The organism is Bradyrhizobium guangxiense (genome assembly GCF_004114915.1).
Classification (GTDB): Bacteria; Pseudomonadota; Alphaproteobacteria; order Rhizobiales; family Xanthobacteraceae; genus Bradyrhizobium; species Bradyrhizobium guangxiense.
In genome coordinates this window covers 3074331-3100065 of sequence record NZ_CP022219.1, presented here as the reverse complement: position 1 = coordinate 3100065, position 25735 = coordinate 3074331, and the positions used below count along the sequence as shown (strand labels likewise).

The window sequence follows — 25735 nt, the reverse complement described above, 5'->3', positions numbered from 1 at the left end:
GCAGGGTCATTGAATTCGAATGACGACTGTGTCCGCGGCGCCCGTGGCATCGATCACGGTGAGCCGTGCAAAGCCCGGGCCGGGCGGATCGATCAGGCGTTGGCGACGGCCGTCGATCTCGCCGAGTGCCGTGCCGTTAACCATGACGGTCATAGGCAGAACGCCGCCGGCGACCTTGACCGGCATCGCGGCGCTCTCCTGCCCGCCGGAACGATCGACATCGATGCGCGAGCCATTCAGCGGAAACTGGATATGCAGTGCCTGCTCGCGGCCGGTCCGCACCAGTTCCCCGACCGGGCGGAACCGCTTCAGCGGCAGCGGCAGCTTGGCGTTGCTGGCGACCAGGGTTCCCCTCGGCGGCTTCGGCAATGGGGCGAGCGTCTTGCCGCTGCGGGCAAAGGCGTCGAACAGGATCGGTGCGGCGGCAACGCGCCCGATCAGGCCCGGAACCGGCGCGCCGTCGGGCCGGCCGACCCAGACGCCGATGGTGATCCGGCCGTCGAACCCGACCGACCAGGCGTCGCGATAGCCGTAGGAGGTCCCGGTCTTGAAGGCGATGCGGTTGTGGGCGGCATTCTCCGGCGGCGGCGTTCCCAGCAGCACGTTGCCGACTTGCCAGGCGGCGACCTGATCCAGCAGCCGGAGCGGCTCCCGATCGTCCTTGTCCGCCATGAGCTCACGCAGCGGCTTGGTGCTGCCGAGCCGGGCGAAGCCCGCATAGAGCTGGGCGAGATCCTGCAGCGTCACGCCGACGCCGCCGAGCCCCATGGCGAGCCCCGGCGCTTCGTCCTTGGGCAGAACCAGATGGCCGCCGGCCTGCCGCAGCCGCGCCGCGAGCCGGCTGGAGCCGACGCGGTCGAGCAGCACGATCGCCGGCACATTCAGCGACAGTTGCAGCGCCTTCCTCACGGGCACCGTGCCCTGGAAGGTCATGTCGAAATTTTCCGGCGCGTAGGAGCCGAAGCGAACCGGCCGGTCGTCGATCAGGCTTTCCGGATGGACGAAACCGTCCTCGAAGGCGAGCCCGTAGATGAAGGGCTTCAGCGTCGAGCCCGGCGAGCGCACCGCGCGGGTCATGTCGACCTGCCCTGCCCGGCTCTGGTCGAAATAATCGGCCGAGCCGACGCGGGCGAGCACGTCGCCGCTCTCGTTGTCGACCACGATGATGCCGACCGAGATGTTCGGACCCAACGCAATGGCGCGGTCGCGCGCCAGCGGCTCCAGCACCTTCTGCAAGTTCGCATCGAGCGTGAGCTTGACGATCGGCGTGTCCTTGACCGTCGACAGCGCGGTGTCGGAAGCGTGCGGGGCCAGGATCGGCATCGGCTTGCGCAGTTTCGGCACAGGCACGGCCTTGGCCTGCCTGGCGTCCTCTGCGCTGACCACCTGCTCCTCGACCATGCGGTCGAGCACGCGGTCGCGCGCCTTGCGCGCGGCCTCGGGATGGCGGTCGAGCCGGCGCGTCTCCGGCGATTGCGGCAGCGCGACCAGCAGCGCAGCTTCAGCCAGAGACAGGCGCTTCGGCTCCTTGCCGAGATAGCCGATCGAGGCGGCGCGGATGCCTTCGAGATTGCCGCCATAAGGGGCCAGCGCAAGATAAAGATCGAGAATCTGCTCCTTGCTCAAGCTGCGCTCGATCTCGATCGCGCGCACCATCTGCCGCAGCTTGGCATAAAGCGAGCGCTGCCGCCGCGGCTCCATCAGCCGCGCCAGCTGCATGGTGATGGTCGAGCCGCCGGAGACGATGTGGCCGCGCGTTCCGAGCTGCAGCGCAGCGCGCCCCAGTGCCAACGGGTCGATGCCGTCATGAGCGTAGAAGCGCTGGTCCTCGTAGGCGAGCAGCAGTTTCAGGTAGGTCGGATCGACGCTGGACGCGGCATCGACCGGCAGCCTCCAGCGGCCATCCGCCATCGCATAGGCGCGCAGCAGCTTGCCGTTGCGGTCGACGATGGTGGTGGAGACCTGCCGCGCTTCGCCAAGCGGGAGAGGACCGAGGGAGTAGACCCAGCCGACGAAGCCGATCATGGCGAGGATGAGGGTGAAGGCGACTGCGGAGAGGAGGCGATAGCCTCCGCCCCTCGCTCCACTGCCGTCATTCCGGGATGGTCCGAAGGACCAGACCCGGAATCTCGAGATTCCGGGTTCGGCTCTTCGAGCCGCCCCGGAATGACGAATTTCACTGTTAGCCGCAACCATCGACATATTCACTTCGCCGCCCGCACCTCGACCGTTCCCGTGCCCGTCCGCCCGTAGCGCGAGGGATTATACATGTCCTCGACATAGGCCTGCGGCAGCACGTATTTGCCGGGTGAGACGGCGCGTACGATGTAGGCGACGGTGAAGACCGATTTGGAATCCGAGGCCCGATCGATCGCCGCGGTAAAGCGGTCGTCGCGGAACTCGGTATTTTCCGGCTCTTCGCCGTCCTCGATCCAGTCCAGCGTACCGCTGTCGCCGGAAGAGACCAGCTGTGGATTGTCGATCTCGAGCCCGGCGGGCAGATAGTCCGACACCATGATATGGCCGTACTCGGGCTTGGCCTCGGTGATCTTCAGCACCACCGCGAAGCGCTGGTTCTGCTTGACCTTGCTGATGTCGGCCGGCTTGCCGTCGAGCGTGAAGTAGTTGCGCTCGATCTTGAAGCCGTTCGACGCAGCCGGCTCAGGCGTCACCGGCGAGCCCGACACCGAGACCACCGCCTGCACCGGCGCATCACCTGTGTTGGTGATCTTCAGCGGCTTGCCGTCCAGCGTTGCAGCCTTGTAGCTGCGATAGAGCGCGGTCTTGACCGGTTGGCCGTCGACTTCCATGGATAGGTTCTCCCTGGCGAGCGCCCGCGCCGCCAGCCCCAGCCACGCATTCTCCTGCGTCGAGGTGTAGGGCGTCAGCCCGCGCGCGGTCTCGACCCGCGACACCGCTTGCGTCAGCGTCGCTTTCGGCGCGTTGCCTTCGCTGGCCAGCGAGACCAGCGCTGCGGCATCGCGGAGCTGCGAACCGTAGTCGGTGCGGCCGAACTCCAGCACAGGCTTCGGTGCAAGGCTGTCCAGCGCGGCACCATAGACACGCTCCGCGCGGTTACGATCGCCGACCAGAGCCAGCGCGGCCGCAAGCTGCGATTTCGCGATCGGAGTTGCGAGGTTGGCGAGCTTGGTGTCGGCGAGATAGCGGAGATCGCCGATCGGCGCCGCGCCGTTGCGGGCGAGTACGTAGAGGCCATAAGCGAGATCACGCCCGCCATCCTTCTCTGGCTCGTTCGCATTGACGACGGAGTTGCGGATGCGGTCGAGCGCGTTCTTGAACAGCACGTCCGGCACCGCAAAACCTTTCTCACGGGCACGCGTCAGGAAGTCGGTGACATAGGCATCGAGCCAGGCATCATCGCCGCCGGCCGACCACAGGCCGAACGAGCCGTTCGAGCCCTGACGCGCCAGCAGCCGCTCGATCGCGTCGCGGATGCGCTGGTCGACCTCGGTATCCATGGCGAGGTGCGCGCCGGCCGCGAGCTCGTTGACATAGAGCAGCGGCATCGCGCGGCTCGTGATCTGTTCCGAGCAGCCATAGGGATAGCGGTCGAGCGCTTTCAGGATCGTCGCGGCGTCGAGCGCGGTCGACAGGCTCGCCGAGACCGAGACACTCCCGGTGCCCGGCACGAGGTCGGAGAACATGTCCGAGGTCAGCGTCAGGCTCTCGCCCTTCGCCAGCGTGCGGATCGAGCGCCGTGCCAGCACCTGCGTCGCCGCCTTGACGTCGAACGCATAATGGCGCGCCAGCGCCAGCCCGTTCGGTCCCTTGATGTCGACGTCGAGCGTCGCCTGCCCCGCCGCGGTCGCGTCGATGGCGAGCGAGAACGCATTGCGCTGCTTGGCGGCGAGCTTGACCGTGGTGGCGGGATTGCCCGTCATCTTCACCGGGCCGCCGGTCTTGGCGTTGATGACGTAGTCGCCGGCCTGGCCCTCGACATTGTCGATCTCAAGGTTGACCGTGCCGTGGTCGCCGTTGAGGAGGAAGCGCGGCAGCGTCGTGGTCAGCACGACGGGATCGCGGATCACGACGTCGGTGTTGGCGCGGCCGAGCTTGGTCGCGGTCCAGGCCACCGCCATCACGCGCGCGGTGCCGGCGAACTCCGGAATGTCGAAGCTCACTTCCGCGGTGCCGTCGGCGGCAATGGTCACGATGCCGGAATAGAGAGCCAGCGGCTTCTGCGTGGGCGGCGAGCCCTGCAACTCGGCGGCCCCGGCGTCACCGCCGGACTTGATCTGGCCGCGCGTGCCGGACATGCCGTCGATCAGCTGTCCATAGAGATCGCGGATCTCCGCGCTCAGCCGCCGCTGGCCGAGATAGTAATCGTCAGGCGCCGGCGGCTTGTAATTGGTGAGGTTGAGGATGCCGACGTCGACCGCGGCGATCACGATCTTGGCGTCCTCGCCCGGATTGAGCCCGTCGAGCTTGACCGGGATCTTCAGCGCCGAATTCGGCCGGACCAGCGCCGGCGGCGACAGCTTCACCTGCAAGGTGCGGGTCTGCTTGTCGATGCCGAACCATTTCAACCCGATCGCCCGGCCCGGCATGCGCTGCGCCGCGGCATCGAGCGGACGGCGCAGCGTCGCCACCACATAGGCACCAGTGCCCCAATCCTTGCCGACTGGGAGCTTCACCTGCGCGGTGCCTTCCTTGACATCGACGGTCTGCGTCGTCAGCAGGCGGTCACCGAGCACGTTGATGGTGAGCTTGCCGGCGCTGCGGACATTGACCGACACGGTCATGGTGTCGCCGGAAGTGTATTGCGGCTTGTCGATCGAGGGCTCCAGGAGGTCCGGCGTGTCGGCGCTGCCGTCGGAATACCAGCCGACGTCGAACTGCACCGAGGTCACCGGGCCATCGGCGTCGTTCGACTTCACATCGAGCCGGTAGCGGCCGGGCTGCGGGCTGAGTGAAATCCGCGCGGGCTTGTCGGGCGCGACCGCCACGTCACCGTCGGCAACGCGCGAGGTCGATTTGACCGGCTCGTACTCCCAGTAGTTGTTCTGGCGATACCATTGGTAGCGCGACTCCATCTTCAGAAGCTCGTAGCGCAGACCGTCGCGGCGCAGCTTCTCGCCCTCGGGCGAGACGAACACGACATCAAACTCGGCCTTGTCGCCTTCCGCGACGTTCTTGTCGCCGAACAGCGGCCTGACGCCGATCTGCGCCGCCGCGGGCGCGACCGGGAGCACGATCTTGCGCTCGACGGCACGGCCGCCGGTCTCGACCATGCGGACGAAGATCTGGGCCTCCTGCGGCCGGGTCGAGGCCGGCTGCTTGTCCAGCGTCACCGGGAAGGTCGCAACGCCGTTGGCGTCGGCCTCGGGCAGGTTCTCCAGCGGCGTACGCTCGTTCGAGGTGGTCTCCTCGTCGGCGACGCCGAACTGGTAGCCGGCAAAGCCCGGACGCTCGGCCGCAGGCGCGACCAGCATGTCGCCTTCGAGCGCGAGGCCCGAAGCCGGCGCGCCGTAGAGGAAATGGCCGTCCGCCTTAAGCTCCACTGGAGTGTTAGCCTTGATCAGCTTGTCCTTGGCGGACAAGTCGAATTCGATCCGATCAGGAACGTAATCCTCGACCATGAAGGTGGTCTCGCCAACCGAGGAGCCCTTCGGATCGGTGAAGGCGCGCGCCCGCCAGGTGCCTGTCGGCACGGCCGAGTTGAGCGGCACGGCCAGCGTGCGACCGCCGGCGCCCTGGTCGGGCAGCACGGCACGGCGGAATTCGACGCCATCGGGGCGTTCGATCACCAGCGTCAGAGGCCCGCCGGTGACGGCGTTGCCCTGCCCATCGCGCAAGAGTGCGGTGAGATAGACTGTCTCGCTGGAGCGGTAGACGCCGCGCTCGGCATAGACGAAGGCATCGGCGCCGGCGGGCACGGCGCGACCCGCAACGCCGCGGTCGGACAGGTCGAAGGCCGACGTCTTCAGGCTCAGGAAGGCATAGTCTGCCTTCTCGCCGGTGACGGTGAGCATCGCCGGCGACAGACCGCCCTCGCCGCGTGCAAGGCCCGCCTCGAACAGCACGTGGCCGCTGTCGTCGGTCTTGCGGGTCGCCAGGATCTCGTTGTTGCGGGCGACCAGTCGCACCTCGGCCTTGCCGACCGGATCGGTCGAAGCCAGCGAGTTGACGAACACATGGATACCGTCATTGCCGGAATAGGCCGACACGCCGAGATCGGAGACGATGAACCATTGCGTGGCGAGCTGATAATCGTCGTCCGAGCCCGGGCCCTTGGCCGCAGCGGTCATGACGTAAACGCCGGGCTGAAGCTCGCCGAGCGCCTCCTCGACCGGGAATGCCGTGGTGACGTCCTGATTCAGCGTCATCGCGGTCGAAAGGTCGCCGGACCAGACCTTGACGCCACGCTCGTCGCCGAGATCGGAGAGCTGGTACTTGGACAGCGTCTTCTGGAAATCGCTGTCAACCACCGTGTTGATCAGATTGCGGTCGCCGATCCGGAACACGTTGATGTTGACCGCGGGCGTGTTGACGCTGACAACGGGAATGCCGCGCTGACCGGTCTTGGGAAGCACATAGGCCCGGCTGGTGAAGCGCACGAAGGGCTTGCGGTCGCGCACATAGACATTGAACTCCGCCGATTTCGGCAGACCTTCCTTCACCGTGGACGGCAAGCCGGCGCGCAGGTTGATGTTGTAGCGTTCCCCGTGCTTCAGCCCGTCGACGCAGAGCTGCTTGGCCTCGGCCGACAGCGCCGGCTTGTCCTGCCCGGCCAGCGCCAGGAACGGCGCGAAATCGGTGCGTTTTGCCAATTCCTCGGAGAACTGAAAGCAGACGCGCGGGCTGGCCGAGTCCGAATCCACGGTATAGTCGAGCAGGCGGAAGCCGTGCTCGTCGCGCATCTTCTCATATTGGCCGCGGACGTCGGCGACCTCCCGCATGTCGAGCGACAGCCGCAGCGCATCCAGCGCCGGCCGCCACAGCTTGCGTTCGGCCAGCGCCTTGCCGAGCACGGCGAGCGCGTCGGCCTCCTCGCCCGCATTGCCGGCGCGTTGATAGGCGATGTAAGCCGCGGTCGAGGCGCGCTCCAGCAGGAAAGTCTGCTCGCTCGAGCTCTTCGGCGAGATCTGGAAGATGACCTTGGCGAGCCGCAGCCAGTTGCCGGTATCTTCCGGCGTGGTGGCCGCGATCTGGCCGAGCACCGACAGTCCCGTGCGGTAGTCGTTGCGCCGGAAGGCGGCGTCGGCGTCCGTCTTCAGCGTCGCATTTGTCTTGGCGACCGGCCCCGCTTCGCTCTTGATCTGCGCCTCCAGCTTGATCGCGGAATCGGCGAGGTCGTCGCGCTTGAAGGCCTTGTCAGCGGCCTGGGCTGCGCTGAGGCCGAGCGCCAGCGTGGCGCAGATTGTGACGGCGCGAACAAGACCGATCATGATGGACTCCCGGAAATCGCGGACAGCTGCCCGCTGGCCGCATGAAGTGCGCGGAAAGGTGACGGACTCAAGGCGATGGAACCAAAGCTGCAAATCGTCGCGTTCGCCATGAAAAGGCAAGCCCGGAGGAGACCGATCAAGGTACCGTCGCGCACGCCGTCCTGTGGCGCAGCAATACCAGATCCGTCGACCGGCGGCCGCATCCCGGAAGCTGGCCAGCGTTCCCGGCGATGTGATCCATCGTCCAGTCCGCTGCCGCTCAACCCGGCACCCTGACACGCCACCGTCTCGCTTTGTCGCGGCATCGAGGAAAACGGTTCGGTTCAGGCTTGGCGAAACACCCAATTTTTCATAATGGCATGGTAGACGTACAGCCAAGCCCCCACGCCGGGGCGGCTGAAGACGGTCCCGTAGCTCAACTGGATAGAGTAGCGGATTTCTACTCCGCGGGTTGCAGGTTCGAGTCCTGCCGGGATCGCCAGTTATTTCAATTACTTACATGATTTTCCCGTCAGTAAGTCGTGTTGCGCTTGTTGCGCTTGATTCCCTAATATTTCCAACGATTCCCCACAACTCCCGGCTGGTCGGCGCGACACGAGGCGCAACAAGGTTGCAATTTCGGTACAGTCGCGCTGAAAATGTCCCGAGTCGCCGCACATCCCACCTGCCTTAACTTTCCGGTTATTGATATTACATACGGTATCATCCATTGTCGCAGCGCGCGAAACTAATTGCCGACATCTGCAATAACCCGCGAGATGTTCGGTTCGAGGATGCATGCAAGGTGGCAACTTGGCTCGGCTTTCTTTCCGACAAGAATTCGGGCGGTTCGCATCGAGCATATTCCCGGCCAGGTGAGCCGACAGGTCTGAACTTTCAAAACCGCGGCGGGAAAATTGTGCCTTATCAGGCGCGACAACTGATCGAAATGATCGAACGATACGGCCACGAGATTGGAATCGACTGATGGCAGACGTAGCGAAATACTCCACGCGCATCGCGTACAGTGCGGAAGATGAGGGCTATATTGCCACCGTTCCCGAACTGCCCGGCTGCTCGGCATTCGGTGCCACAGCCGCAGAGGCGCTCAACGAGATTGGACCAGCTATCAAAGCATGGATCTCGGCAGCGGAAGCGGCCGGAAATCCGGTGCCTCCCCCCGCCTCATTAGATGATGAGCTTCCCAGTGGTAAATTCCTAGTTCGTGTCGCTAAGACCGTTCATGCTCAACTATCTGCGGCTGCTCAGCGCGAGGGTATCAGCTTAAACCAATACGTCGGCACTATCCTGGCGACGGCGACACTTGAAAATGTCTACTCACGTGCGACCACGATCGGCTCACACGGGCACTTGGCTGGGTCGTCCCGCGCGGCCCTTGTGGATGTGTCAAGACAAAGCGCTACTTATGTGACGAAGATTGTCCCGCACGATCAAGCTGTCGTTTCTACCTTGGGCGGCATGGCATACCTCGAACTCAAAAACTATCCTCTGCACACTGGGGCTGGAGGAATGGTTTTCAGCGGTTTTAAAAAGTCCAACCCCGGTTCCGCCAGACGAACGAAGGTCCCCACACATGGCTGATCCAACTCAGTACAGTTTCGACTTACAAGAGGTGGCTGAAGCACTCGTCAGAAAACAAGGGCTCACTTCTGGCCGATGGACTTTGGGGGTGGAGTTCAACTTTACCGCGATGATGGCAGGTGCATCTCCAACGGCAATAAAGCCGAGTGCATTGGTGCAAGTCGGCCGGGTGCAACTAGTTCAGGCTGGGCCAGACACGCCTCCGGGCGTACCCATTGTCGAACCAGCGAAGCCGGTTACTCGGAAGAAGCCCAAATGAAGCTGCAGGCGCATTGACCAGTGTCGCGGGATCTATGCAAAATCTGCAGCTCCTCTCGCAGCGTCCGCGGCCCCGACGTCGCCCACCAAATCCCGTAGCTCACCGCTAGCACGATATCGTCGTGCTTCCCTACCCACGATCACGACGTGTTGGCACCCGACGCGTTAGCTATCGCGGCTATTTACAACCCCAGGCCCAATAGCGACATGCGAGCGAGCGCTTTTCCCAGGTTGGCAATGCCTGGCGTAGCAGCACGATCTCCTCCTTGGGTATGAAGTCGATGGTAGATGATCCCGCCTCCACTATGAGTGCGCCCTTGTCGAGCAGTCGCAAGAGGTGAATTGGTCGTGAAGCCAAAGTATTTTTGAGCCGCAGTTCATGTTCAAATCTCAGATTCGCTAAATCAGAGTATGCACCGTCGCGACCAACGCCATACGAAGCGATCATCATAGCAGGCAAGATCACCGTCGCCAGGCCGAGAGGTTGGAGCCTGTGCGGCTTGAGAGCATCGTAGCTCAGAATGTAGTTCGCGACACGGATATAGATGAAGGCCAGCAACAGGTAAAATGCGGAAAGGCGAGTCTGATCCGAGAACAAAATGGCCGTAATCGCCAATACCAAGTAGATCGTTTCTAACGACCATTCATCGAACCACTTTCCTATTATGCTTTTGGGCTTGCCCGGCTTTTTGAAGTTGTCTTTTCGATAGAGGGCGATCTGAACGACCACAATGATTAGCATCACAACGAAAGCCGGCCCCGACGCAACAATCAGGTCCGAGAAATAATCATAGGTGGTGAAGTAGGATTGGAAGTCTCTCCCGACTACGCCGAAGTATCCCCATTCGTATGCCACTACAACTGAAAGCGCTGCGAAACTGAACGCCGCAATTATTGAAGGAAATTTTTCAAGATTCATGTTGATCAGCTCCCCGGCCAGCAAAGTAGGCAGGAACAGCTGTCGAATCAAAGCTGTTTCGTCAAAGCCGCAGCTCCGTGATCATCGTGATGTTCTGCGGACCGCTCAGTTCGGTCAGCGCCCACACCAGGGCGTCGACCCGGTCCGGCGAATAGCCGACCTTAGCGCGATCGAAATCCGTCGTAAACGCGCACATCTGATCTTCGAGCACATCGAATCCGCCGACGTGATGCACCTTGCGCTGTTCGTAGAGCGCTGCGATCGGCTCGGCGCGCACCACTTTGCCGCGGCTGGCGTGCACCGCTTTGAAGCTCACCCGCGCATCGAGCGCGCGAATGGTTGCCTCGACCATGGCGCCCCCATTGTTCACCTCGGCGAGGATCCGGTCGGCCTTCCACCGTCGGTAAGCTCCGATGGCTTTCGCCGCCCACTCGTGCGGCGCGTACCGGCCCGAGCAGTCCTCCAGCACGTAGATCGTGCCACCGCGCGCGACGCCGGCCACAATGATTCCGGTCTCGTCTGAGCCTTCGTTGTTCGAAACGGCTGGATCGATTGCCACGACGATGCGGCGCAGCTCCGGGACCGCCGAAACGCGGTCGCGGTCCAGCCAGTCCAGTTGCCATAGCGCGCCCGGATTGTCCGAAAGCAGCTCGGCGTTCAGCTCCTGTCGGCCAAGGCGCGTCCCTTCGTACCGCTGGCGAACAGCAGCGAGGAACGTGGGCGCCAGGTTAGCTTCGTTTTCGAACGTCGAGCCACGCGTCACCACGATATCCTGACGCGCCAATATCTCTTTGATCAGCTTGATTGGTCGAGGCGTGGTCGTAACGAGCCAGCGCGGGCGCTTCCCGAGACGTAGGCCGAATTGCAGCATGTCCCATGTCCCTTGGACGTCGGTCCATGCGGCCAGTTCGTCCGCCCACGCTGCGTCATGTTCGGGACCGCGCAGCCGGTCCGCTTCCTCGCTGGAAAACGTTGTCGCAACCGCCCCATTTGGCCATGTCAGCCGGCGTTTGCTCGACTCGTAGATCGGCCTATTCCACGCCGGCGCGGTGTTGAGCAGTCCGGACACGCCTTCGACAAGCGTATCGCGCGCGTCTGCAGCGGTGGCAGCCACTAGCGCGATGCGGCCGGCCTGACGGGTCTCGACCAGTTCGTGCACCCACCCTGCCCCGGCTCGCGTCTTACCGAAGCCGCGGCCGGCCAGGATCATCCAACCAATCCAATCGCCGGACGGCGGTAGCTGGCTGGGACGGGCTTTGGCGCGCCATCCACCGTCCTCCAGTGCGTCGGCGAGTGCTGCGGCAATGCTGGTCACGCGCCCGGCTCCGGCAGTGGCACAGGACACAGCGTCGGCACCGCTACAGCATCGATCACCACGGGGGGCCTGCCCGGGTCCGCCGTCTCAGAGTCCAGTTCGTGCAGCGCTGCCACAACGGCCGCGCGCGCCGCTCCGTGAGGTGCCAGGGCTCGCAGGATGGCCGCCTGCACTTTGGCGAACTGCGGGCTATTCACGATCGCCACGTTGTTCTGAATGTTGATGGTGCCCTGCGCAATCGTCGCGATCTCGCCAGTTACCTTGCCGATCTTCTCGAGCACGCCGACCAATTGTGCGGCCACGATTGCTGCGCCGCGCGCGTCCCCGGCTTCGGTGGTCGCGGCGAGCTGTGACATGAGCATCGTGCGCACCGCCCGGAAGTGGTCGAGTACGGACGCGCCCTCGTCCGCGGCTTTTTCTGCCAGCTCGGCGAGTTGCGCCGGCCCGACGAGATAGGACGCTTTCATTTCCGCGCTGACATGGTTGTGCCAGTGCCGGCCAATTGCATCTTTCGACAGGCCGAACTTCGTGGCCAGGCTATCGAGCGAGGCGCCACCAGCACGCAGCAGTTCAATCCTCCAGCGCTCGTCATGAGCGCAACAGGTACATCGGGGTCCGGTTTTCATCTGCAATTTTCCAATGCGAATTGCGCCACCGACCCGCATCACCGGCCGGGGGCGCAACATGGGCGCGACAGAGTAGATTAGAGCATTGATTATCCGGCGCTATTATCGTGAGGAGAAGATATATAATCCGTTAATCCATAGACCAAGCGGCTAAGGCGAGCGCTAAAGCGCCGGAAAACTGGCGCGGATTGACGCGCGACACGCCCTATTGATGCAGCGTTGCGACCGGGAACAATAAGCAAGGTTTGTATGTTTGGCTTCGAACACAACGAGAGGAGCCAACGCTATGAACGGGATCATCTATATTATCGGTCTTATAGTCGTCATCGGTGCAGTGCTGACGTTCTTTGGACTGCGCTGAACGAGAGGCTTTCTCCACCGTCGCCGTACCCCGGGCACGTCGGGCGTGATGGGCGTGATTTCTCATGTGCTCTTCTTTTTCCGCTATTCGCTTGTCTACATATTTTTGAACTCAGTTTTTCACCACATAAAAAACCGCGCCCATCACGCCCACCTTGCCCGGGTTCACTGCCTTAGCGGCGTCGGCGGCGGAGTCAGTGATGCAGTACTGAGTGATCGGGCGGCAGCCAAGCGGCCGTCTTCGGTCAATTCCTGCCGCGCATAGATCGTTGTTTTGCCCCCTGACACGCGCCACCGGCCGCCGCTGTCCCGAGCGTCGGGATTTGCAACGGCCACATAGCCGCACTCCGCAAGCCGTTTCGGGACTGCCTTGCGAAGCTTTACATCTTCAAACAGAAGCCGCAGCTGGCTGTCACCGGGCGTGCGCGCCCTGATCATTTGCAGCGTCAGGGCGTCGGGCTTGCCCATAGTTTCGATCACGTCCGCCAGATCGCCGCTCTCAGGCGCAACACCGGCCGCCACAACCATATGCCAAGCTGCCGTTTTCGGCGGGGGCGCCTTGGCGTTGAAGTTCGAAATGTCTAGGTGCGCCAGGTAATACGCAACAGCCTCGTTACCGCCCCTCTCGAACCACGCATTGATATCGTCCCAATATGCCGGTCCGAAGTCTTCCTGCGTCTTCGTCGAGACGCAAACGAAGTGTCGGCGGTCGTCGGGAGCGAGGTAAAGCGCGTCGAGGTGATTGCTGGTCATGATCACCCCGCAAACGTTCTCGGCGGCATATTGCGGGATGTTCTTTGTGTTGATGCGGTGGGCCTCGGGCGGATTGGTGATCACGTCCTTGGTACCGTCGTAGAAGGCATACCGCGACTCGCCCCCAAGGTCGTGCACTTCATTGATGCGCAACACGACGGACACGAGGTAGTCGTTCCACTCCGAATGAAAGAACGTCTTCGCAGTGATCTGCTTGAAATTGTGCGAACCAATTGCTGCTACAACTGGCTTCAGAATCGTGTCTTTGCCGATGCCTTGGGGCCCGATGAAGACCAGCGCGTGATTTAGCTTATCCCCCGGGCGCTGCACGCGGTGCGCGAGCCAATGGACGATGTGGTCGGCCTCGCCGGGATAGATCGACTTAATATGATTCAGCCACTTCGAAACATCGCCCTCAATGGGCTCGATATGAGACGGGATGTAACGATTGAATGTCCGGTCTCCTGGGCTGCGGATCCATCCGTCGTTCGTCAAAACCTTGTCAGTGATAATCTTCGGCTCCCCCGGTGCCCAACCCATCGATTTCACAAACCGATGCTGCGACAGCCAGGTGCTCGCGAGCGTGCCCGGGCCTTCGGCTTTCATCGCGTCCTTGACGCGGCCGATATGCTTGTCGACGCTGCCGGAGGCAAACAGCTCGCCAGTGCGTTCGTAAATCATCTTGCCGGACGGCAGATGCGCCCAATATTCGTTCAGCGCGTGCGCCTGATCGATCGGCAGTTCGGGGTGATCGGGAAGCGGACCGAGCATCGCGGCTTGATACTGCTCCCGCTCGAGTCTGAGCCGTTCGAGAATTTCGGCGGGGATCTGAACTGGAACCGGAACAGGGCAAATCGGAGGCTGCGGGCACCCGAAATGCTCTTTGAACATCCAAGTGATGTCGCGTTTCAACAGAGCCAACAGCGTCTCAAGGTTCTCGCCCTCGGTCTTGAAGTCAGCAGGATTCCACCAGCGCCGCGTGATCACCTCGTGCTGATCTGCCCAGCACATCGCCAGGAATGCTTTCAGGCCGTCCTCACCCGGGAAGCTCAGTTTAATCCGCTTGCCGATCGATATCCATTCATCGTTGCCCAGTGTTTCGAGACCGCTTGTCCAGCGTTCAACCTTTTTTCCAATCCACCAGCAAAGTTGTTCGTAACGGACGTCGTCATGCGAGACGCCACCGACCGCGTCCGGCACAGGTCCGGTGATGGAACCGCCCTCCGGTCGCTTCAGTAAATCGAACAACGGCGCTGTTTTGTCACTGTACGGAACTGGCGGCGGCGCGTCGGCGGCGAGCAGATACGGTCGGCCACTAAACGCCGATCCAGGCGCAACGTTGTAGGCAAGATTGCGGACCGAGATTCGCTCGGCGTCGTCCGCGGGCGCCGTTTCGGGACGGAAATGCGAAATTTTAACCTTGTGGAATCCACGGTGCTTCTGCGGATCGAAGCCGTCGGGGCATCGGAACGCGAAGTGCCACCCGCCGCTCGGTGAATGTCCGTAGGGGGACGGAACGTCGATACCAATCTCGGCGCACCAGGCGGCAAACTGCGCCCATGCTTCGTCGCGATCGCCATGCGCGTCGACATCGATTAGGACCACACGGGACAGGCAAGCGCTGATGCCGAGCTGATGCCCTTGCTCCAGCCAGGCTTTCCAATCCGCAGGGTTCGAGGTCGCGTCGTAAAATCCATGCTCGCAAGCCGGCGTCTTCGTGTCGGCGCGGAGCGGAAACAGCGCGAGGGCGTTTTGCTGCGCGTAATCGAAAAACGTTGCGATACCGGCGGAATTGTTGTATGTGTTATGCATCGATTGCGCCCTCCTTCGGCGCGGTCAGGTCAATACAGAGCCCTGCAATTGCCGTTGCGGGGCTCTTGCTTTTTCAGCGCATGAGTGGCGGCGGCGGGGGATACCTGGGCGGGAGAGTCTTAGGCGACCAGGGCAACCGCTGTTCGCGGCAGAAGATCAGCCAGGACAGGTTTTCCGCGAGTTCTTTCGCTCGACGGTGCCAAGCGCAGGGTTCGCAAACGATCTCTTTCAGGTAGAGCGCGCAGTGAGCGTGAAGCAGTTCGGTCGCGTGTGCGATCGCAAGATCGATATCGTTTTGCATCATCATCAGATCAGTCGAACTCCCACGGCTTTCGTCTTGCCGCGCCGATCGTCGAATTCGATTTCAAACGAAACGTTCTGACCGATGACGGGATCGTACCCTCGGGGAAACTCCGAGACATGTACGAATAGATCGGGCCCGCCATCGCTGTTGCGGAGCCATCCAAAACCGCGGTCGTTGTTGTAGGAGATGATACGTCCGGTTTTCATTTTCCCTCTTCCTTCTTTGAGAGCTACGCGCTGGCTGGGGCAGACTCGTGTGCTGCAAGCCATTCGGCCGCTGCGGCCTCGGTGATGCGGGTACTTCGTTTGCCAATCCGCACCACTCGCGGTCCTTGGCCATCGGCAAGAAGCCGGTAGAATGTCCGACGGCCAATGCGGTGGCGCTCGCAAAACTCAGATACTGTCAACATTCTGCCTCCACGGGTGAACGCAAAAAACCCCGCCGGCGGGCACTCAAGCCGCAGGCGGGTGGATGACGCTATTATACACGAAAGGCACGCCGAGTAAACTAACGGCGCGTTAACTGCTCCCTTTCGATCGGGGCATCAATTGCGCTCTTCCTCAACGATGACTTTGCGTCCTCTGGTGAAGAGCACAAAGAGACCGAGCACGAGACTGCCGCAGGTCCAAAGCGAAAGGATGAGCCCAGTTCCCATTGTCGTTCCGATAGCAGCACCCGCTCGTCCTGCATCGCTTCCATTTGTCGTCATCGGCAGGACTTGGGACCAGTAGGAAAACAACCACGCCGCCATCAGGCCGTTGAATAGAAGAAAAACAATCAAAAACAGCCAGCCGAAAAACCCGCGCTTGCGCTTTTCTGTCCGGACGACCCGCCTGGCTTTGGGCGTCTCTAAACGCGGTGTCGGTCTAATCTGAGGAGGTCTTTGCCCCAACCAGGCCGCGACTTCAGGCACCGACCGTGCGGCTTGCCATTCAGAGAACCCATTTTTCCAAATCAGCGCCGCGCCGGGCTCCGAAAGTAAGTTTAAAGCTCGCACCAGCTCTTGGATCGATACCGGTCCCAAGGATTGATCGCCATTGGCGTAGTACCAACCTTCACTCAAGACGTCGGCCCCCGTTGCCCATTCTAAGGGTTGTAGGATGCCGCAAGCGCCACCTGATTGTCGAGGTGCTATTCGAAGCAAACGGTGCCCGGCAGAGATCGGCCCGGATAGCTCGCCAGGATCCGAATCTGATCTGCCGGAATGCCGAGCCCGAATAGGGAAGCCATGAATTCGCTGCGGCTTCCACCGCAGGCGAACGCCTCGACCGCGTCCTCGTATTTGTCCAAGTCAGCGAGAGTGTGCAGCGCAACGAAGCCAGGAAAGTTGGCGCGGATCGTATCGAGCATGTGATGCAAGCCCCTTTCTGATTCCCGGGAACATGAGACCACAGGAGCAGCGTACCGTCAAGGCAACTTCGTATTTTCCGTAATTTGTCAACATGGCGCGTAATTTGTCAACGCGCGAACGACTACGAGCTGTGGCTGGCAAGCTTTTTAGCTACTAGCAATTGACAATTTGACTCTCGGCGTACGTCGCCATTCTTAGCGAGATGCCTCGCTCCAAACGCACCACGCCCCCAGACGGCCGCCCGGTCAAGATTACCTTCGGCGAGCTGCGCGAGATGGGTCTACGTGACGTCTTGATCTACTGTGCCGACTACCGCTGTGGCCACAACACCTCAGTCAGCGCCCATTTTTGGGCTGATGAGCTTCGGCTTTCCGACGTCGAGCCCCGCTTCACCTGCACCGCCTGCGGCCGGCGCGGCGCCGACGTAAGGCCGGATTTCGACACCGGTCAGCCGCCTCTTGCGCTCGCGGCCCATCGTCGGAACAATGCGCCATAGACACGACTTCTCCCATGGAAGTTCCGGAGTAGCGTATGCGTCAGTCACCATCGATTGTCCCGCTAGATCGTCTCGACCGCGACATCTATCTGGTGCTTGAGGATTTCGGCGCGCGCCTTGGCTGCGCCTGGCGCGAAACCGACGAGCAGGACACAGACCGTGAAACGGTGCTGCGGGACCTACTGTCGGGGCAGTATGCCTATCCGATCAAAATTGTCGCTTTCAACGCTGTCGAAGGGTGGTCCCGCGATGCCACAGAGGACATAGCAGACGCGCTCGCCGACCGAGTGTCGCACGAACGGATCGAACTTCCGCCCGCGCTGGAAGCGTTCGTCCGCGCCAACAGCTCCCGCCCGTTTGGTCTGCAACTCGCGCTGCCTCTGCGCGGAGCCGCCTGAAGCGATTCAAAGGAACGACCGCCCCTCTTTGCACTTTTCTGGACATGCCAGAAGTTTCGCCGGGAATGCTACGGCCGCTGCGCCTCACGCTACTATATGGGGTTCTCGTGGCGCGCGGCTCCAAGCTCTACCATCCCGGGAGCGCTCACCCGGTCTGTAGCATGTCGCTTGCCAAGCAGATGATTGAGGCCGGCTTACTCGTCAGGAGCGGACAGCGCTTCGAACTAAGCGAGGAAGGCAGGAGCCATGCGGCGTAGTCCGTGTGAAACCCGTGGGCCGCGAGCACGTACCATCATCATGAGGTACTGCGCACGATGCGACAACATCCGGTGGGTCTGCGAGACTCACCCCGACCGACCGATGTTCGGCCACCGAGCCTGTCCTTGCGGTGCGCCCGGCGAGCCTTGCCCCATCTGCAACAGGACCGAGCCCGGCAATCCGGACGATGTGCCTGAAATGCCGGACGGCTACGTCGTGGACACAAAGAGGCGTTTATGAAAACGGCGGCCCCAGCAGGCAGGCTGCCGGGGCCGTGGGGTCTGCTCCGGCTTCAGGGGGGCGTGGTGGACACCGGAGCACAGAAGCAATTCGTGGGATTACGATTCGTTCCCTACTTCAACCGGCCGCTGGTTGGCAACGACCGCCAAGCATCCACTGAACTCAAGATTCCACACGAGTCCCTTGTCCGAATGACAGCAGACGTCGCGGCGTTTAAGAGCGAGGACCGCTAAGGGCCAACAGGCGACATTGGCGAAGACGTCGCCAGCAGGGGTGGGCTTACTGCGTGTGGATGATCGTAAAGGAGAACTCGACTTCCATCACAGGGCCGCTTTTATCGCGCACGGCGATTGCCATTTGATGGACTTGCGAGTCCTTGAAACTTGCCATGCTATCCGCTGCCAGTCCCGCCAGAGCGCGGGCCGCCTCTCTTTGGACCGCCATCATGTCCCGCAGATCCAACCCTTCCTCATCGAGGATAAGGTCCTCCCCATCGCGGAAGTCGAAGAAATAAAGGGGCATCCGGCACTCCCAACGCAGGCGGGAGCGCGCGTGTCTCTCAGCCACCGACGCCTACGGCTAGGGCCCCGATCGGTGGTGCGGGAAAATGTCCAACAGCACCCTCTGTTCCAAAATCGCAAAGGAGGCGGAACTCAGATTAACCTATGTTGGTTAAGCGGTATGGCCCCCGCCACGAATGCCGAACTGTTTGCGCGTGCCTCCGCAGCGATTGAGGAGGCTAAACGGCTAATGGCTGAAAACGACAAATGGCAGGCCGAAGTTCTCTACAATCTGCGGCGCTTGGCTATTCGGACGACTTTTCATGCCCGGAGCATGAAACTCTATTCGCCTCTGGATTTTCCAGAACTGAGGCTGCCGTATCAGCCATTTCCAGGGGAGACGGATAGTCAGGCATAGCGCGTATCACCTTCAGCGTGGCCCTAACGCGCGCGGCGGCCACGTATGCCCTCTCCAGATTGTCGCGCGCCTGTTTCCGTGAAACTTGGCACTCGCGGATGGCTTTGTCAGCTCGCCGAAAGAGCGGATCATCTTGCATCGGACTGAAAAGCACAGCGGTTTGCTTGGTTCCTAAGCGGCAAAGGGCGGATGTCGGATGCGGTCCCTAAAGGTCGGCTTTGGGTCAAAGGCTGCCTTCGCCAGCTTGCATAAATCTGTTCGGGATCCACCAGGAAGCAGTCGTCGCGACGCTCTGAGCCAAGGTCGCCGCGAGCCGCAATCTGACGCGGACTCACCTTCCTCTCAGGATGGAGGGTGGCGTCGAAGTGCTCAAACTGCTCGTATTAGCGGGGATGATGGCCTGCTTCCTATCCTCGCCCGAGCACAATCTAGCGCGGTGCGGCTGTTGGCAATGCTCGGACTGTTGGAAACCGTCCGCTTCCAAGCGCCGTTGCATCTCCTGAATTTCGGCGAGCCGCCGTTCGACTTCGCTAATTGATCTAAGTTGGTCTTTTCGAAACAACCCCTTCGCCGGCTTCTTCATGACCCCGTCCTTCAAGAAAGATTGCCAGGTTTTCCCGGCTGCTCGACTCTAATCTGATGTAACGATGTCGGTTCCAAAGAGTGCCGCCAGCTCCTGTGGGCTGAGAAGCTGTGTCTTCCCCATATCTTCCGAACGATCGGCGGAGTCGAACTCAAAACCCCCACCTCGCGGCTCCGGCTAAACAGTCGATATGTTCAATGCTGCGCGTTGTCAGTCCTGAACGTCGCAATCAATCGGAACATCCAAGATGTTGGTCGAGTTAAAAGTGTGCTGATTGCTCCGCTCTGCAGATAGCCGTTCGCAACCTAGTGGCATCGATTTCCAATGGATCACACTGCACAATTTGACGAGCTGAGGCGGATCGAGTGCGAAGTGGTCGAAGGAGAACGACGGCTCGCTGAGCAAGAGGCCTTACTTCTTGAATTGAAGCGCCAAGGTCAGGAGACAGCCAAAGTAGAAGCTGAACTTGAACGGATGCGCCAAGATCAGCGACGTCGCGATCAAGACCGACAACGTCTCCTTTCCCGGCTTCAGCCCTGAAGGTCTCCGAGCTTGTTGCCGCCGCTGGTCCGGGAACCACGCTGGGCTTGCCAAGTTTTCCCGAAGCGCTCGGTAGATCCTCCGGGCGCTTGGAAGAAGGTGACTTGTGCCCCGGCCCAACATACCTTTGTCGGGCTGGGGCCTTTTTGCCGCTCGAAGCGGCATAGCGGGGCAATTTCCGCGGACTTCAGAGAGCAGACGCGCATAAGAAGCCGCGGGACCCTGATGTGGACGCCTCAGCGCTCCCACGGGCGAGCTTCGAAGGCCCCTCGGACGTCCTCAGCAAAAGATCCGGCGACGTTCGGAGCAAAGACTGAATGCCGTAGCGGCACGATCTCCGGCGGCACACCGAAGCCCGGTGCGCTGGCCCGGCGATCAAATGCGCCCAGCTCGCCGTATGCCGCCCGGAGTTCTAGTACTGCGGCGCGGTAACGTTCACCGGCAGCGATGTGCTTTTCGCGAAATGTCGACATCAGACCGTTCCATTCACCCTGGCAAATTCAATAAATTCGTGAGGTTCGAAACCAGGCTCACGGCTCAACGCGCCATAATCGCGGCGATTTCAGCGCGGCCTTCAGCGAGCAGACGAGCATAGGTGTCGTCGATCGAATTTGACGCCGCGGGCTTCGGCGGCGTACCAAGCGCTTCGGCCGCGGCTTTAGCTTCAGCCGGTGCTTGCTCTACCAACCAAGCGTCAACGTGGTCGCGCATCACGCCCGCCGCGTCGGCAACTGCATTCGAGGCCACTGCGATCGCTGTCTCCAGCACTTCGACCACCGACTCCTGCTCAGCCAGATCTTGCATCTGCGGCGCGGCGGTCCGGTTCAAATGGGCGGTCAAAATGTGCTCCCGGACCTCGTCGGTGAGTCCGCTCAGCGCGGCCGGTCCCTCGAATACCGCTTCGAGAACGGATCGGTCTTGCTCCGCGATGCGGGCGATCTCAGCCTGCGTTTTGCCACGCAGAAATTGCCGGAGATCAAGGCGCAGCATCGCACTGGCGGTGTCTTTCCGATCTGTGACGCGCGGCGTCATTGCGTCGCGCTGCGCCTTAATCTCCCGGCGAGCGAGAGCGACGGCCGACTTTGCTCGAACCAGGTGAGGAGCGAGGCTAGGGGCATGAGACCGCACTAGATCCGCGCGGCCATGATCAGACAAACGCTTGTCCGCTCTCGCTTCGGCTCGCTTGGCTTCGATTTTGTCGAGAACGTCGATCGAACTCAGGAAGTGCGAACGCAAGCGCTCCGCAGCCCTGGTGTTGTTGTGGCGCATAAAGCGCAGGCTAAGTTCGTCGATCAGTGACATGATGTTTCCTTTGGATAGTTAGGCAGCGGCGGCCGAGGTTGCGTTTTGGAATGCCGCGAGGAATGTCGGGAGGTGAAGTCCCCAGCGGCCGGCGATCTTTTTCGCGCCAGGCACACGTCCGCTTTCTAGCGCATGGAAAGCGCCCTTCTCCGTGCGGCCGATCACTCTGCCGATAGCAGCAGCGCCCCACACAAGTTCGGTTTCTGGATTTTCGGTTTTCACGACCGCGAGACTCCATTGAGGCTCGCTACATCGGGCAAAAAAATAGCCGAGGCGCGAGCACATATTGTGCTGGTTCGCTCTCGACCATCCCGGTCGTTCGGGTTTCACCAAAGCGCTAGGACATCCCGTCCGTCGTTGCCATCCCGGCAAACGCTTGACTACTTCCGCTAGAAACTACGTGAAAATACTAAAACATGGCGCCGGTTAAAAAATCCTAACCAAATTTACCTTCCGCCGCGGCCAATTCCTCGGCGTGATCGGCTCGCGGGATCAAGTGCGCGTATGTGTCGATTGTGATCTGAATAGACGCGTGACCGATCCGCTCCGATAGCTCTTTCAGGTTCAAGCCGAGACCGACTGGAGGCCGAGCGAGGCACCAACTGGCGAAGTAGTGCCGCAGGCTGTGCGCACCCGTGTATTTTGCTCGTACGACTGGCCTGCCCTTCTCATCTCGCTGCGGCTTCCCACCTTCATCCAGCATTGGCACCGTGATGCCGGCCGTTTCCCAGGCGGGGATAATCCCGCGTTCGATGATGTTCGAGTGAGTCTCGACTTTTCCGGAGCCGTTCGGAAAAACCAGGTGTAGCTGGGCTTCATTCTTCGGACATTGCAGTTTCCATGCTTTGAGCGCGGCGAGCGTCTTAGGCGGGACTGGAACGACTCGTTGACTATCGGCCGACTTCGGATTGCCAATGGTGTTATACCGATCAGCGCGCTGGCGAACATGCAGTTCGCTCTTTTTGAAATCGACGTCCTGCCAGCGCAGCCCGCGTAGTTCGCTGGCGCGCAGGCCGCAGCGAACAGCCGTAAGAAAGAATGCGCGCCAACGCTCGCTGTTGGTATGCTGCAACAGCGCGTCCACCTCCCGCGGTTCGGGAATATCTCGCCCGATAACCAGCTTGCGCTTTTGTCGACGTTCGACTTTGCGCTTTCTACTGCGGTTCGCGGTCATCGAACGCACGACGTTGTGCCCCACCTTCCCGCGTTCCAGTGCGTCGCTGAGCAAGCTGGAGAGCGAAGTGGTGACTTTCTTGACCATTGTCGCTGAACGAACCTCGCCGACCTTCTGCCCCGGTGCGGGAATACCGTTGCGAAGCTTGTCCTGCCACTCTCGAACAATCGCAACTGTCAGCGCTGCAAGTTTCAAAGGCCCGAGATATGGATTGATGTGAAACTTCAGGTGCTGGCGGTATTGATCGACTGACGAACGTTCGAGATCGCCGCAACCATCGATCCATAGGTCGCCAGCTTGCTCGACCGTAATGCTACGACTTGTAGGAGTGTGAACTCCTTTCTTTACATCGATCCGGACTTGCGCCTGGAAGTCCTCGGCATCTTTTTTGCGATCGAAGGTCTTTATGTGGCGCTTGCGCTTTCCGCGGGCATCCCGTTCAGCCGTTGAATATTGAACGACGTAAGCCGAGCGCTCTTCGCCGCTCTCCGTGGTCCACACCCGCTTCCTGATCGACATTGCGACTCACTCCTCTCCATCGGGAAGAATGCTAGCCCTCAATTCATCAGTCTGGGCCGCGTCGATCGTTTCAAAAGCTGAGATGCGTTGCGCGAGCCAATTCTTCGCTGCATCGCGTTTGTCCTGCGGAAATGTTTCGATCGCTCCCCAAAAAAGATGTTCGATTTCATCTTCAATCGACATGTCGCACCCTCGCCTTGAGAATTGCCGGGAGTATACGGTAGGCGCGACAAAGGCGCAACATGACGCGAAATTTGATAGTAAAATCAAGAAATGAAAGCGGATTTCTACTCCGCGGGTTGCAGGTTCGAGTCCTGCCGGGATCGCCAGTTCGTTTTCACCTTTTGTTTTTCAATGCCTTACGCCCGTTTTCGGCGAACTGTTCATCGGTTTGCCAATCTCTGCGCTTGAGATCGTCTGATCGCCCGCTCGCTCGGCGAGCACGATTCGGCTGGCTTCGTCGATGTAGAGCTGCGCCTCCCCGATCGTCTTCGGCTCGTCCCTTATCGTGGTCAGCGACGCAAGCAACTCGCCTTCTCGGCGCTCTTGATGTGCTGGCGCCCATGCTCACGACATCGGACCTCGCATGCCCGGCTGAGAACGCAGCTCAGCGCCGATCATGCCTTCGTATCGGGAGCATGCCACTTCTCGTACTGAGCGATATCTTCTTCGGCCCATGTTCGGCCCATGCGTGACGGCTGTCCGACTTCTCCATCTTCGCAACTCGATACTGGCCAGTGGATTCGGGAGTCGTTGGGCGTCGTGCGTAGCTTCGCCAGTTCCGTCAAGAAAGTTGCCCCTGGTCTGCACAACCGGGTTCCTACCGAGGCTGCTCCTGGCCGGGATTGGGTGTGATCCAAGGTCGGTGGCCGGGCTCGACGGGCCTGGCCCTATGTAGTATGCGACTAAGGAAGCGCTAAAATCACGTTTAGGATGCGAGGATGGGTGAAGCCCGGATAGCGTCCGTACCCAATCTTAAGGGTGCGGAGACATACTCGTCCGCGATGGCTGATGCGAAGAACTACATCTCGTGGATTCTCGCCTCGTTCTCGGATTACCTTGCCGCGCCGGTGCTCGAAATCGGTGTCGGACACGGCAGCTATGCCAGCGTGTTGCGCGGCTACGGCGACTATATTGGTATCGATATCGACCCGGCTTCGGTCGAGGAAGGACGCCAGCGGTTTCCCGGTCTCGATCTGCGCGTTTCGGACATCACGAGTCCGGAATTCGTCGCGCTCGCCAACGAGCGCAAGGTGAGAACGATTGTGTGCCTGAACGTGATCGAGCACATCGAGGACGATGGCCAGGCAGTCACGAACCTCGCCCGGGCGCTTCAGCCTGGTGGCCATCTCCTCGTGATCGTTCCGGCTCTGGAGCTTCTCTTCAACGATCTCGACCGTATGGCGGGCCATTACCGCCGCTATAGCCGGGCCCAGGTGCGATCGCGGCTGACCGATGCCGGGCTCGAGGTCGTTCGCTGCGACTACTTCAATTCGATAGGCGGACTTGGCTGGCTCGCCAACCGCGCCGTTCGCCATGGCTCGCTCAACGACAAGGCAGTCAATTCGCAGATAGTCCTGTTCGACAAATGGCTCGTTCCGCTCTCGCGGCTTGCCGACCCCGCGACGAGGAAGGTCTTTGGCCAGTCGGTCATTGCGGTAGGCCGCAAGCGATGATCTCGATCGTCATACCTGCACTGAACGAGCAGGACGAGATCGGCAGGACCATCGCACGCCTGCGACAGGTCATGTCCAATGGTGCAATCGGCCCGTATGAAGTCGTGGTGGTCGATGACGGCTCTTCCGACGAGACTGCGGCTCGAGCCGAGGCGGCCGGAGCGCGCGTGCTGCGCCATCCGCACAACATAGGCTACGGCCGGTCATTGAAGGATGGGATTCGGGCCGCCCACTACGACACGATCATTATCAACGATGCCGATGGGACCTACCCGATCGAAGCCATTCCGGATCTCCTCGCGCGGTACAACCAAGGCTACGACATGGTCGTGGGCGCGCGCAGTGGCAAGCACTACCGCGAATCGCTCATCAAAATGCCGCTGCGTCGGGTGCTGCGTTTCCTGGTCGAGTTCACGGCCGGACGCTCCATCCCGGACATCAACTCCGGCCTTCGCGTGTTCCAGCGGTCCAGCGTGCTGGAATACTTCGACCATCTCTGCGACACCTTTAGCTTCACCACATCGATGACGCTAGCCTACATGATGACCGGGAAGTTCGTGGCGTACATCCCGATCGAGTATCACAGGCGGGGGGGAAAATCTAAGGTCAGGTTGCTGCGCGACTCGATGAAGACACTTCAGTACATCGTGGAAGCGGCGATCTACTATAATCCGCTGAAGATGTTCGCGCTGCTGGCGTGCATCGTGCTCGTATCCTCGCTTGCCAGCTTTGCCCTCGCGCTGATCGCGAAGCTCAACGTGTTCTTCTTCGTCGGGGTCGGCGGGATCATTTCGTCCGTCATCATCTTCTCGCTTGGATTACTGGCGGTGCTGCTCCGCCAGATCATGGTCAAGTCATCGCGAATGGAGCGGGAGAATTACGAGTCCGGCAGCCCCAACGAAGCGCCGCCGCTTCGCGAAAATCGCATGACGCGCGTCTGAGG

The 25735-nt window shown here is 61.1% G+C and carries 23 protein-coding genes and 2 tRNA genes; 8 read left to right on the top strand and 17 right to left on the bottom strand.

The genetic code is table 11. The annotated features are described in order from the left end of the window. Nucleotides 1-6: 6 nt before the first annotated feature. Together pbpC and X268_RS14665 are read right to left on the bottom strand one after the other, a co-directional pair. Nucleotides 7-2025 carry a penicillin-binding protein 1C gene (pbpC, locus tag X268_RS14670; RefSeq protein WP_245477894.1) on the bottom strand — a complete coding sequence of 673 codons (2019 nt, stop codon included), beginning with the start codon at nt 2023-2025 and terminating at the stop codon, nt 7-9. 179 nt (nt 2026-2204) lie between these two features. Beyond that, entirely contained in the window at nt 2205-7409 is a 5205-nt protein-coding gene (locus tag X268_RS14665; protein ID WP_128925613.1) for an alpha-2-macroglobulin family protein, read from the bottom strand. A 404-nt stretch (nt 7410-7813) separates the two neighbouring features. Here X268_RS14665 and X268_RS14660 point away from each other — a divergent pair. The 3 genes from X268_RS14660 to X268_RS14650 all read left to right on the top strand — a co-directional run bounded on the left by X268_RS14660 (nt 7814) and on the right by X268_RS14650 (nt 8990). Beyond that, nucleotides 7814-7890 (top strand) — tRNA-Arg (locus X268_RS14660). A 303-nt stretch (nt 7891-8193) separates the two neighbouring features. Continuing rightward, a complete protein-coding gene (locus X268_RS14655; RefSeq protein WP_208764440.1) occupies nt 8194-8376 on the top strand; it encodes a hypothetical protein in 183 nt (60 codons plus the stop codon). Then, nucleotides 8376-8990: a type II toxin-antitoxin system HicB family antitoxin gene (locus X268_RS14650; protein WP_128925611.1), complete on the top strand. Its 615-nt coding sequence runs from the start codon at nt 8376-8378 to the stop codon at nt 8988-8990. Before X268_RS14655 ends, X268_RS14650 begins: the two co-directional genes overlap by 1 nt. 436 nt (nt 8991-9426) lie before the next feature. On the opposite strand, the gene X268_RS14645 is transcribed toward X268_RS14650, so the two are convergent. The 8 genes from X268_RS14645 to X268_RS39435 all read right to left on the bottom strand — a co-directional run bounded on the left by X268_RS14645 (nt 9427) and on the right by X268_RS39435 (nt 16687). Then, nucleotides 9427-10218: a hypothetical protein gene (locus tag X268_RS14645; RefSeq protein ID WP_128925610.1), complete on the bottom strand. Its 792-nt coding sequence runs from the start codon at nt 10216-10218 to the stop codon at nt 9427-9429. A 10-nt stretch (nt 10219-10228) separates the two neighbouring features. Next, entirely contained in the window at nt 10229-11482 is a 1254-nt protein-coding gene (locus X268_RS14640; protein ID WP_128925609.1) for a DNA-packaging protein, read from the bottom strand. Continuing rightward, nucleotides 11479-12108, bottom strand: coding sequence for a hypothetical protein (locus tag X268_RS14635; protein WP_128925608.1), 630 nt, complete (start codon nt 12106-12108; stop codon nt 11479-11481). The genes X268_RS14640 and X268_RS14635 overlap by 4 nt, the downstream gene beginning before the upstream one ends. A gap of 525 nt (nt 12109-12633) precedes the next feature. Continuing rightward, nucleotides 12634-15033 carry a bifunctional DNA primase/polymerase gene (locus X268_RS14630; RefSeq protein ID WP_128925607.1) on the bottom strand — a complete coding sequence of 800 codons (2400 nt, stop codon included), beginning with the start codon at nt 15031-15033 and terminating at the stop codon, nt 12634-12636. 306 nt (nt 15034-15339) lie between these two features. Then, the gene (locus tag X268_RS14625) at nt 15340-15543 is read right to left on the bottom strand and encodes a cold-shock protein (protein WP_164937735.1); all 204 of its coding nucleotides are present in this window, start codon (nt 15541-15543) and stop codon (nt 15340-15342) included. A gap of 23 nt (nt 15544-15566) precedes the next feature. Further along, complete coding sequence (locus tag X268_RS40860; protein ID WP_128925605.1) at nt 15567-15746, bottom strand: helix-turn-helix transcriptional regulator; 180 nt, start codon at nt 15744-15746, stop codon at nt 15567-15569. 135 nt (nt 15747-15881) lie between these two features. Beyond that, nucleotides 15882-16400, bottom strand: a complete 519-nt coding sequence (locus X268_RS14615; protein WP_164937734.1) for a DUF4339 domain-containing protein — start codon at nt 16398-16400, stop codon at nt 15882-15884. 68 nt (nt 16401-16468) lie between these two features. Beyond that, on the bottom strand, nt 16469-16687 hold the full coding sequence (locus tag X268_RS39435) for a hypothetical protein (RefSeq protein WP_164937733.1): 219 nt from the start codon (nt 16685-16687) through the stop codon (nt 16469-16471). A 532-nt stretch (nt 16688-17219) separates the two neighbouring features. Between X268_RS39435 and X268_RS14605 the strand changes: the two genes are divergently transcribed. Next, nucleotides 17220-17582 (top strand): hypothetical protein, encoded by a 363-nt coding sequence (locus tag X268_RS14605; RefSeq protein ID WP_128925602.1) that lies wholly within the window; start codon nt 17220-17222, stop codon nt 17580-17582. A gap of 777 nt (nt 17583-18359) precedes the next feature. On the opposite strand, the gene X268_RS14595 is transcribed toward X268_RS14605, so the two are convergent. After that, a complete protein-coding gene (locus tag X268_RS14595; RefSeq protein ID WP_128925600.1) occupies nt 18360-18602 on the bottom strand; it encodes a DUF6894 family protein in 243 nt (80 codons plus the stop codon). Nucleotides 18603-18761: 159 nt separating this feature from the next. Here X268_RS14595 and X268_RS14590 point away from each other — a divergent pair, with 159 nt between their 5' ends. Further along, complete coding sequence (locus X268_RS14590) at nt 18762-18998, top strand: hypothetical protein (protein ID WP_128925599.1); 237 nt, start codon at nt 18762-18764, stop codon at nt 18996-18998. A 1359-nt stretch (nt 18999-20357) separates the two neighbouring features. Here the strand turns inward: X268_RS14590 and X268_RS14580 are convergent. The 5 genes from X268_RS14580 to X268_RS39430 all read right to left on the bottom strand — a co-directional run bounded on the left by X268_RS14580 (nt 20358) and on the right by X268_RS39430 (nt 23299). Beyond that, on the bottom strand, nt 20358-20594 hold the full coding sequence (locus tag X268_RS14580) for a hypothetical protein (protein WP_128925597.1): 237 nt from the start codon (nt 20592-20594) through the stop codon (nt 20358-20360). 64 nt (nt 20595-20658) lie between these two features. Further along, nucleotides 20659-21423: a hypothetical protein gene (locus X268_RS14575; RefSeq protein WP_128925596.1), complete on the bottom strand. Its 765-nt coding sequence runs from the start codon at nt 21421-21423 to the stop codon at nt 20659-20661. Between the two features lie 18 nt (nt 21424-21441). Beyond that, nucleotides 21442-21645, bottom strand: a complete 204-nt coding sequence (locus X268_RS14570; RefSeq protein ID WP_208764439.1) for a hypothetical protein — start codon at nt 21643-21645, stop codon at nt 21442-21444. A gap of 214 nt (nt 21646-21859) precedes the next feature. Then, nucleotides 21860-23116 carry a tyrosine-type recombinase/integrase gene (locus X268_RS14565; RefSeq protein ID WP_128925595.1) on the bottom strand — a complete coding sequence of 419 codons (1257 nt, stop codon included), beginning with the start codon at nt 23114-23116 and terminating at the stop codon, nt 21860-21862. 6 nt (nt 23117-23122) lie between these two features. Next, entirely contained in the window at nt 23123-23299 is a 177-nt protein-coding gene (locus tag X268_RS39430) for a hypothetical protein (RefSeq protein ID WP_164937732.1), read from the bottom strand. Between the two features lie 73 nt (nt 23300-23372). Between X268_RS39430 and X268_RS39425 the strand changes: the two genes are divergently transcribed. After that, a tRNA-Ser gene (locus X268_RS39425) sits at nt 23373-23445 on the top strand. Between the two features lie 22 nt (nt 23446-23467). Here the strand turns inward: X268_RS39425 and X268_RS39420 are convergent. Beyond that, complete coding sequence (locus X268_RS39420) at nt 23468-23644, bottom strand: hypothetical protein (protein ID WP_164937731.1); 177 nt, start codon at nt 23642-23644, stop codon at nt 23468-23470. A 476-nt stretch (nt 23645-24120) separates the two neighbouring features. Between X268_RS39420 and X268_RS14560 the strand changes: the two genes are divergently transcribed. Together X268_RS14560 and X268_RS14555 are read left to right on the top strand one after the other, a co-directional pair. Continuing rightward, nucleotides 24121-24792 carry a class I SAM-dependent methyltransferase gene (locus X268_RS14560; protein ID WP_164937730.1) on the top strand — a complete coding sequence of 224 codons (672 nt, stop codon included), beginning with the start codon at nt 24121-24123 and terminating at the stop codon, nt 24790-24792. Continuing rightward, nucleotides 24789-25733: a glycosyltransferase family 2 protein gene (locus X268_RS14555; protein WP_128925593.1), complete on the top strand. Its 945-nt coding sequence runs from the start codon at nt 24789-24791 to the stop codon at nt 25731-25733. The genes X268_RS14560 and X268_RS14555 overlap by 4 nt, the downstream gene beginning before the upstream one ends. The last annotated feature ends 2 nt before the right edge of the window (nt 25734-25735 follow it).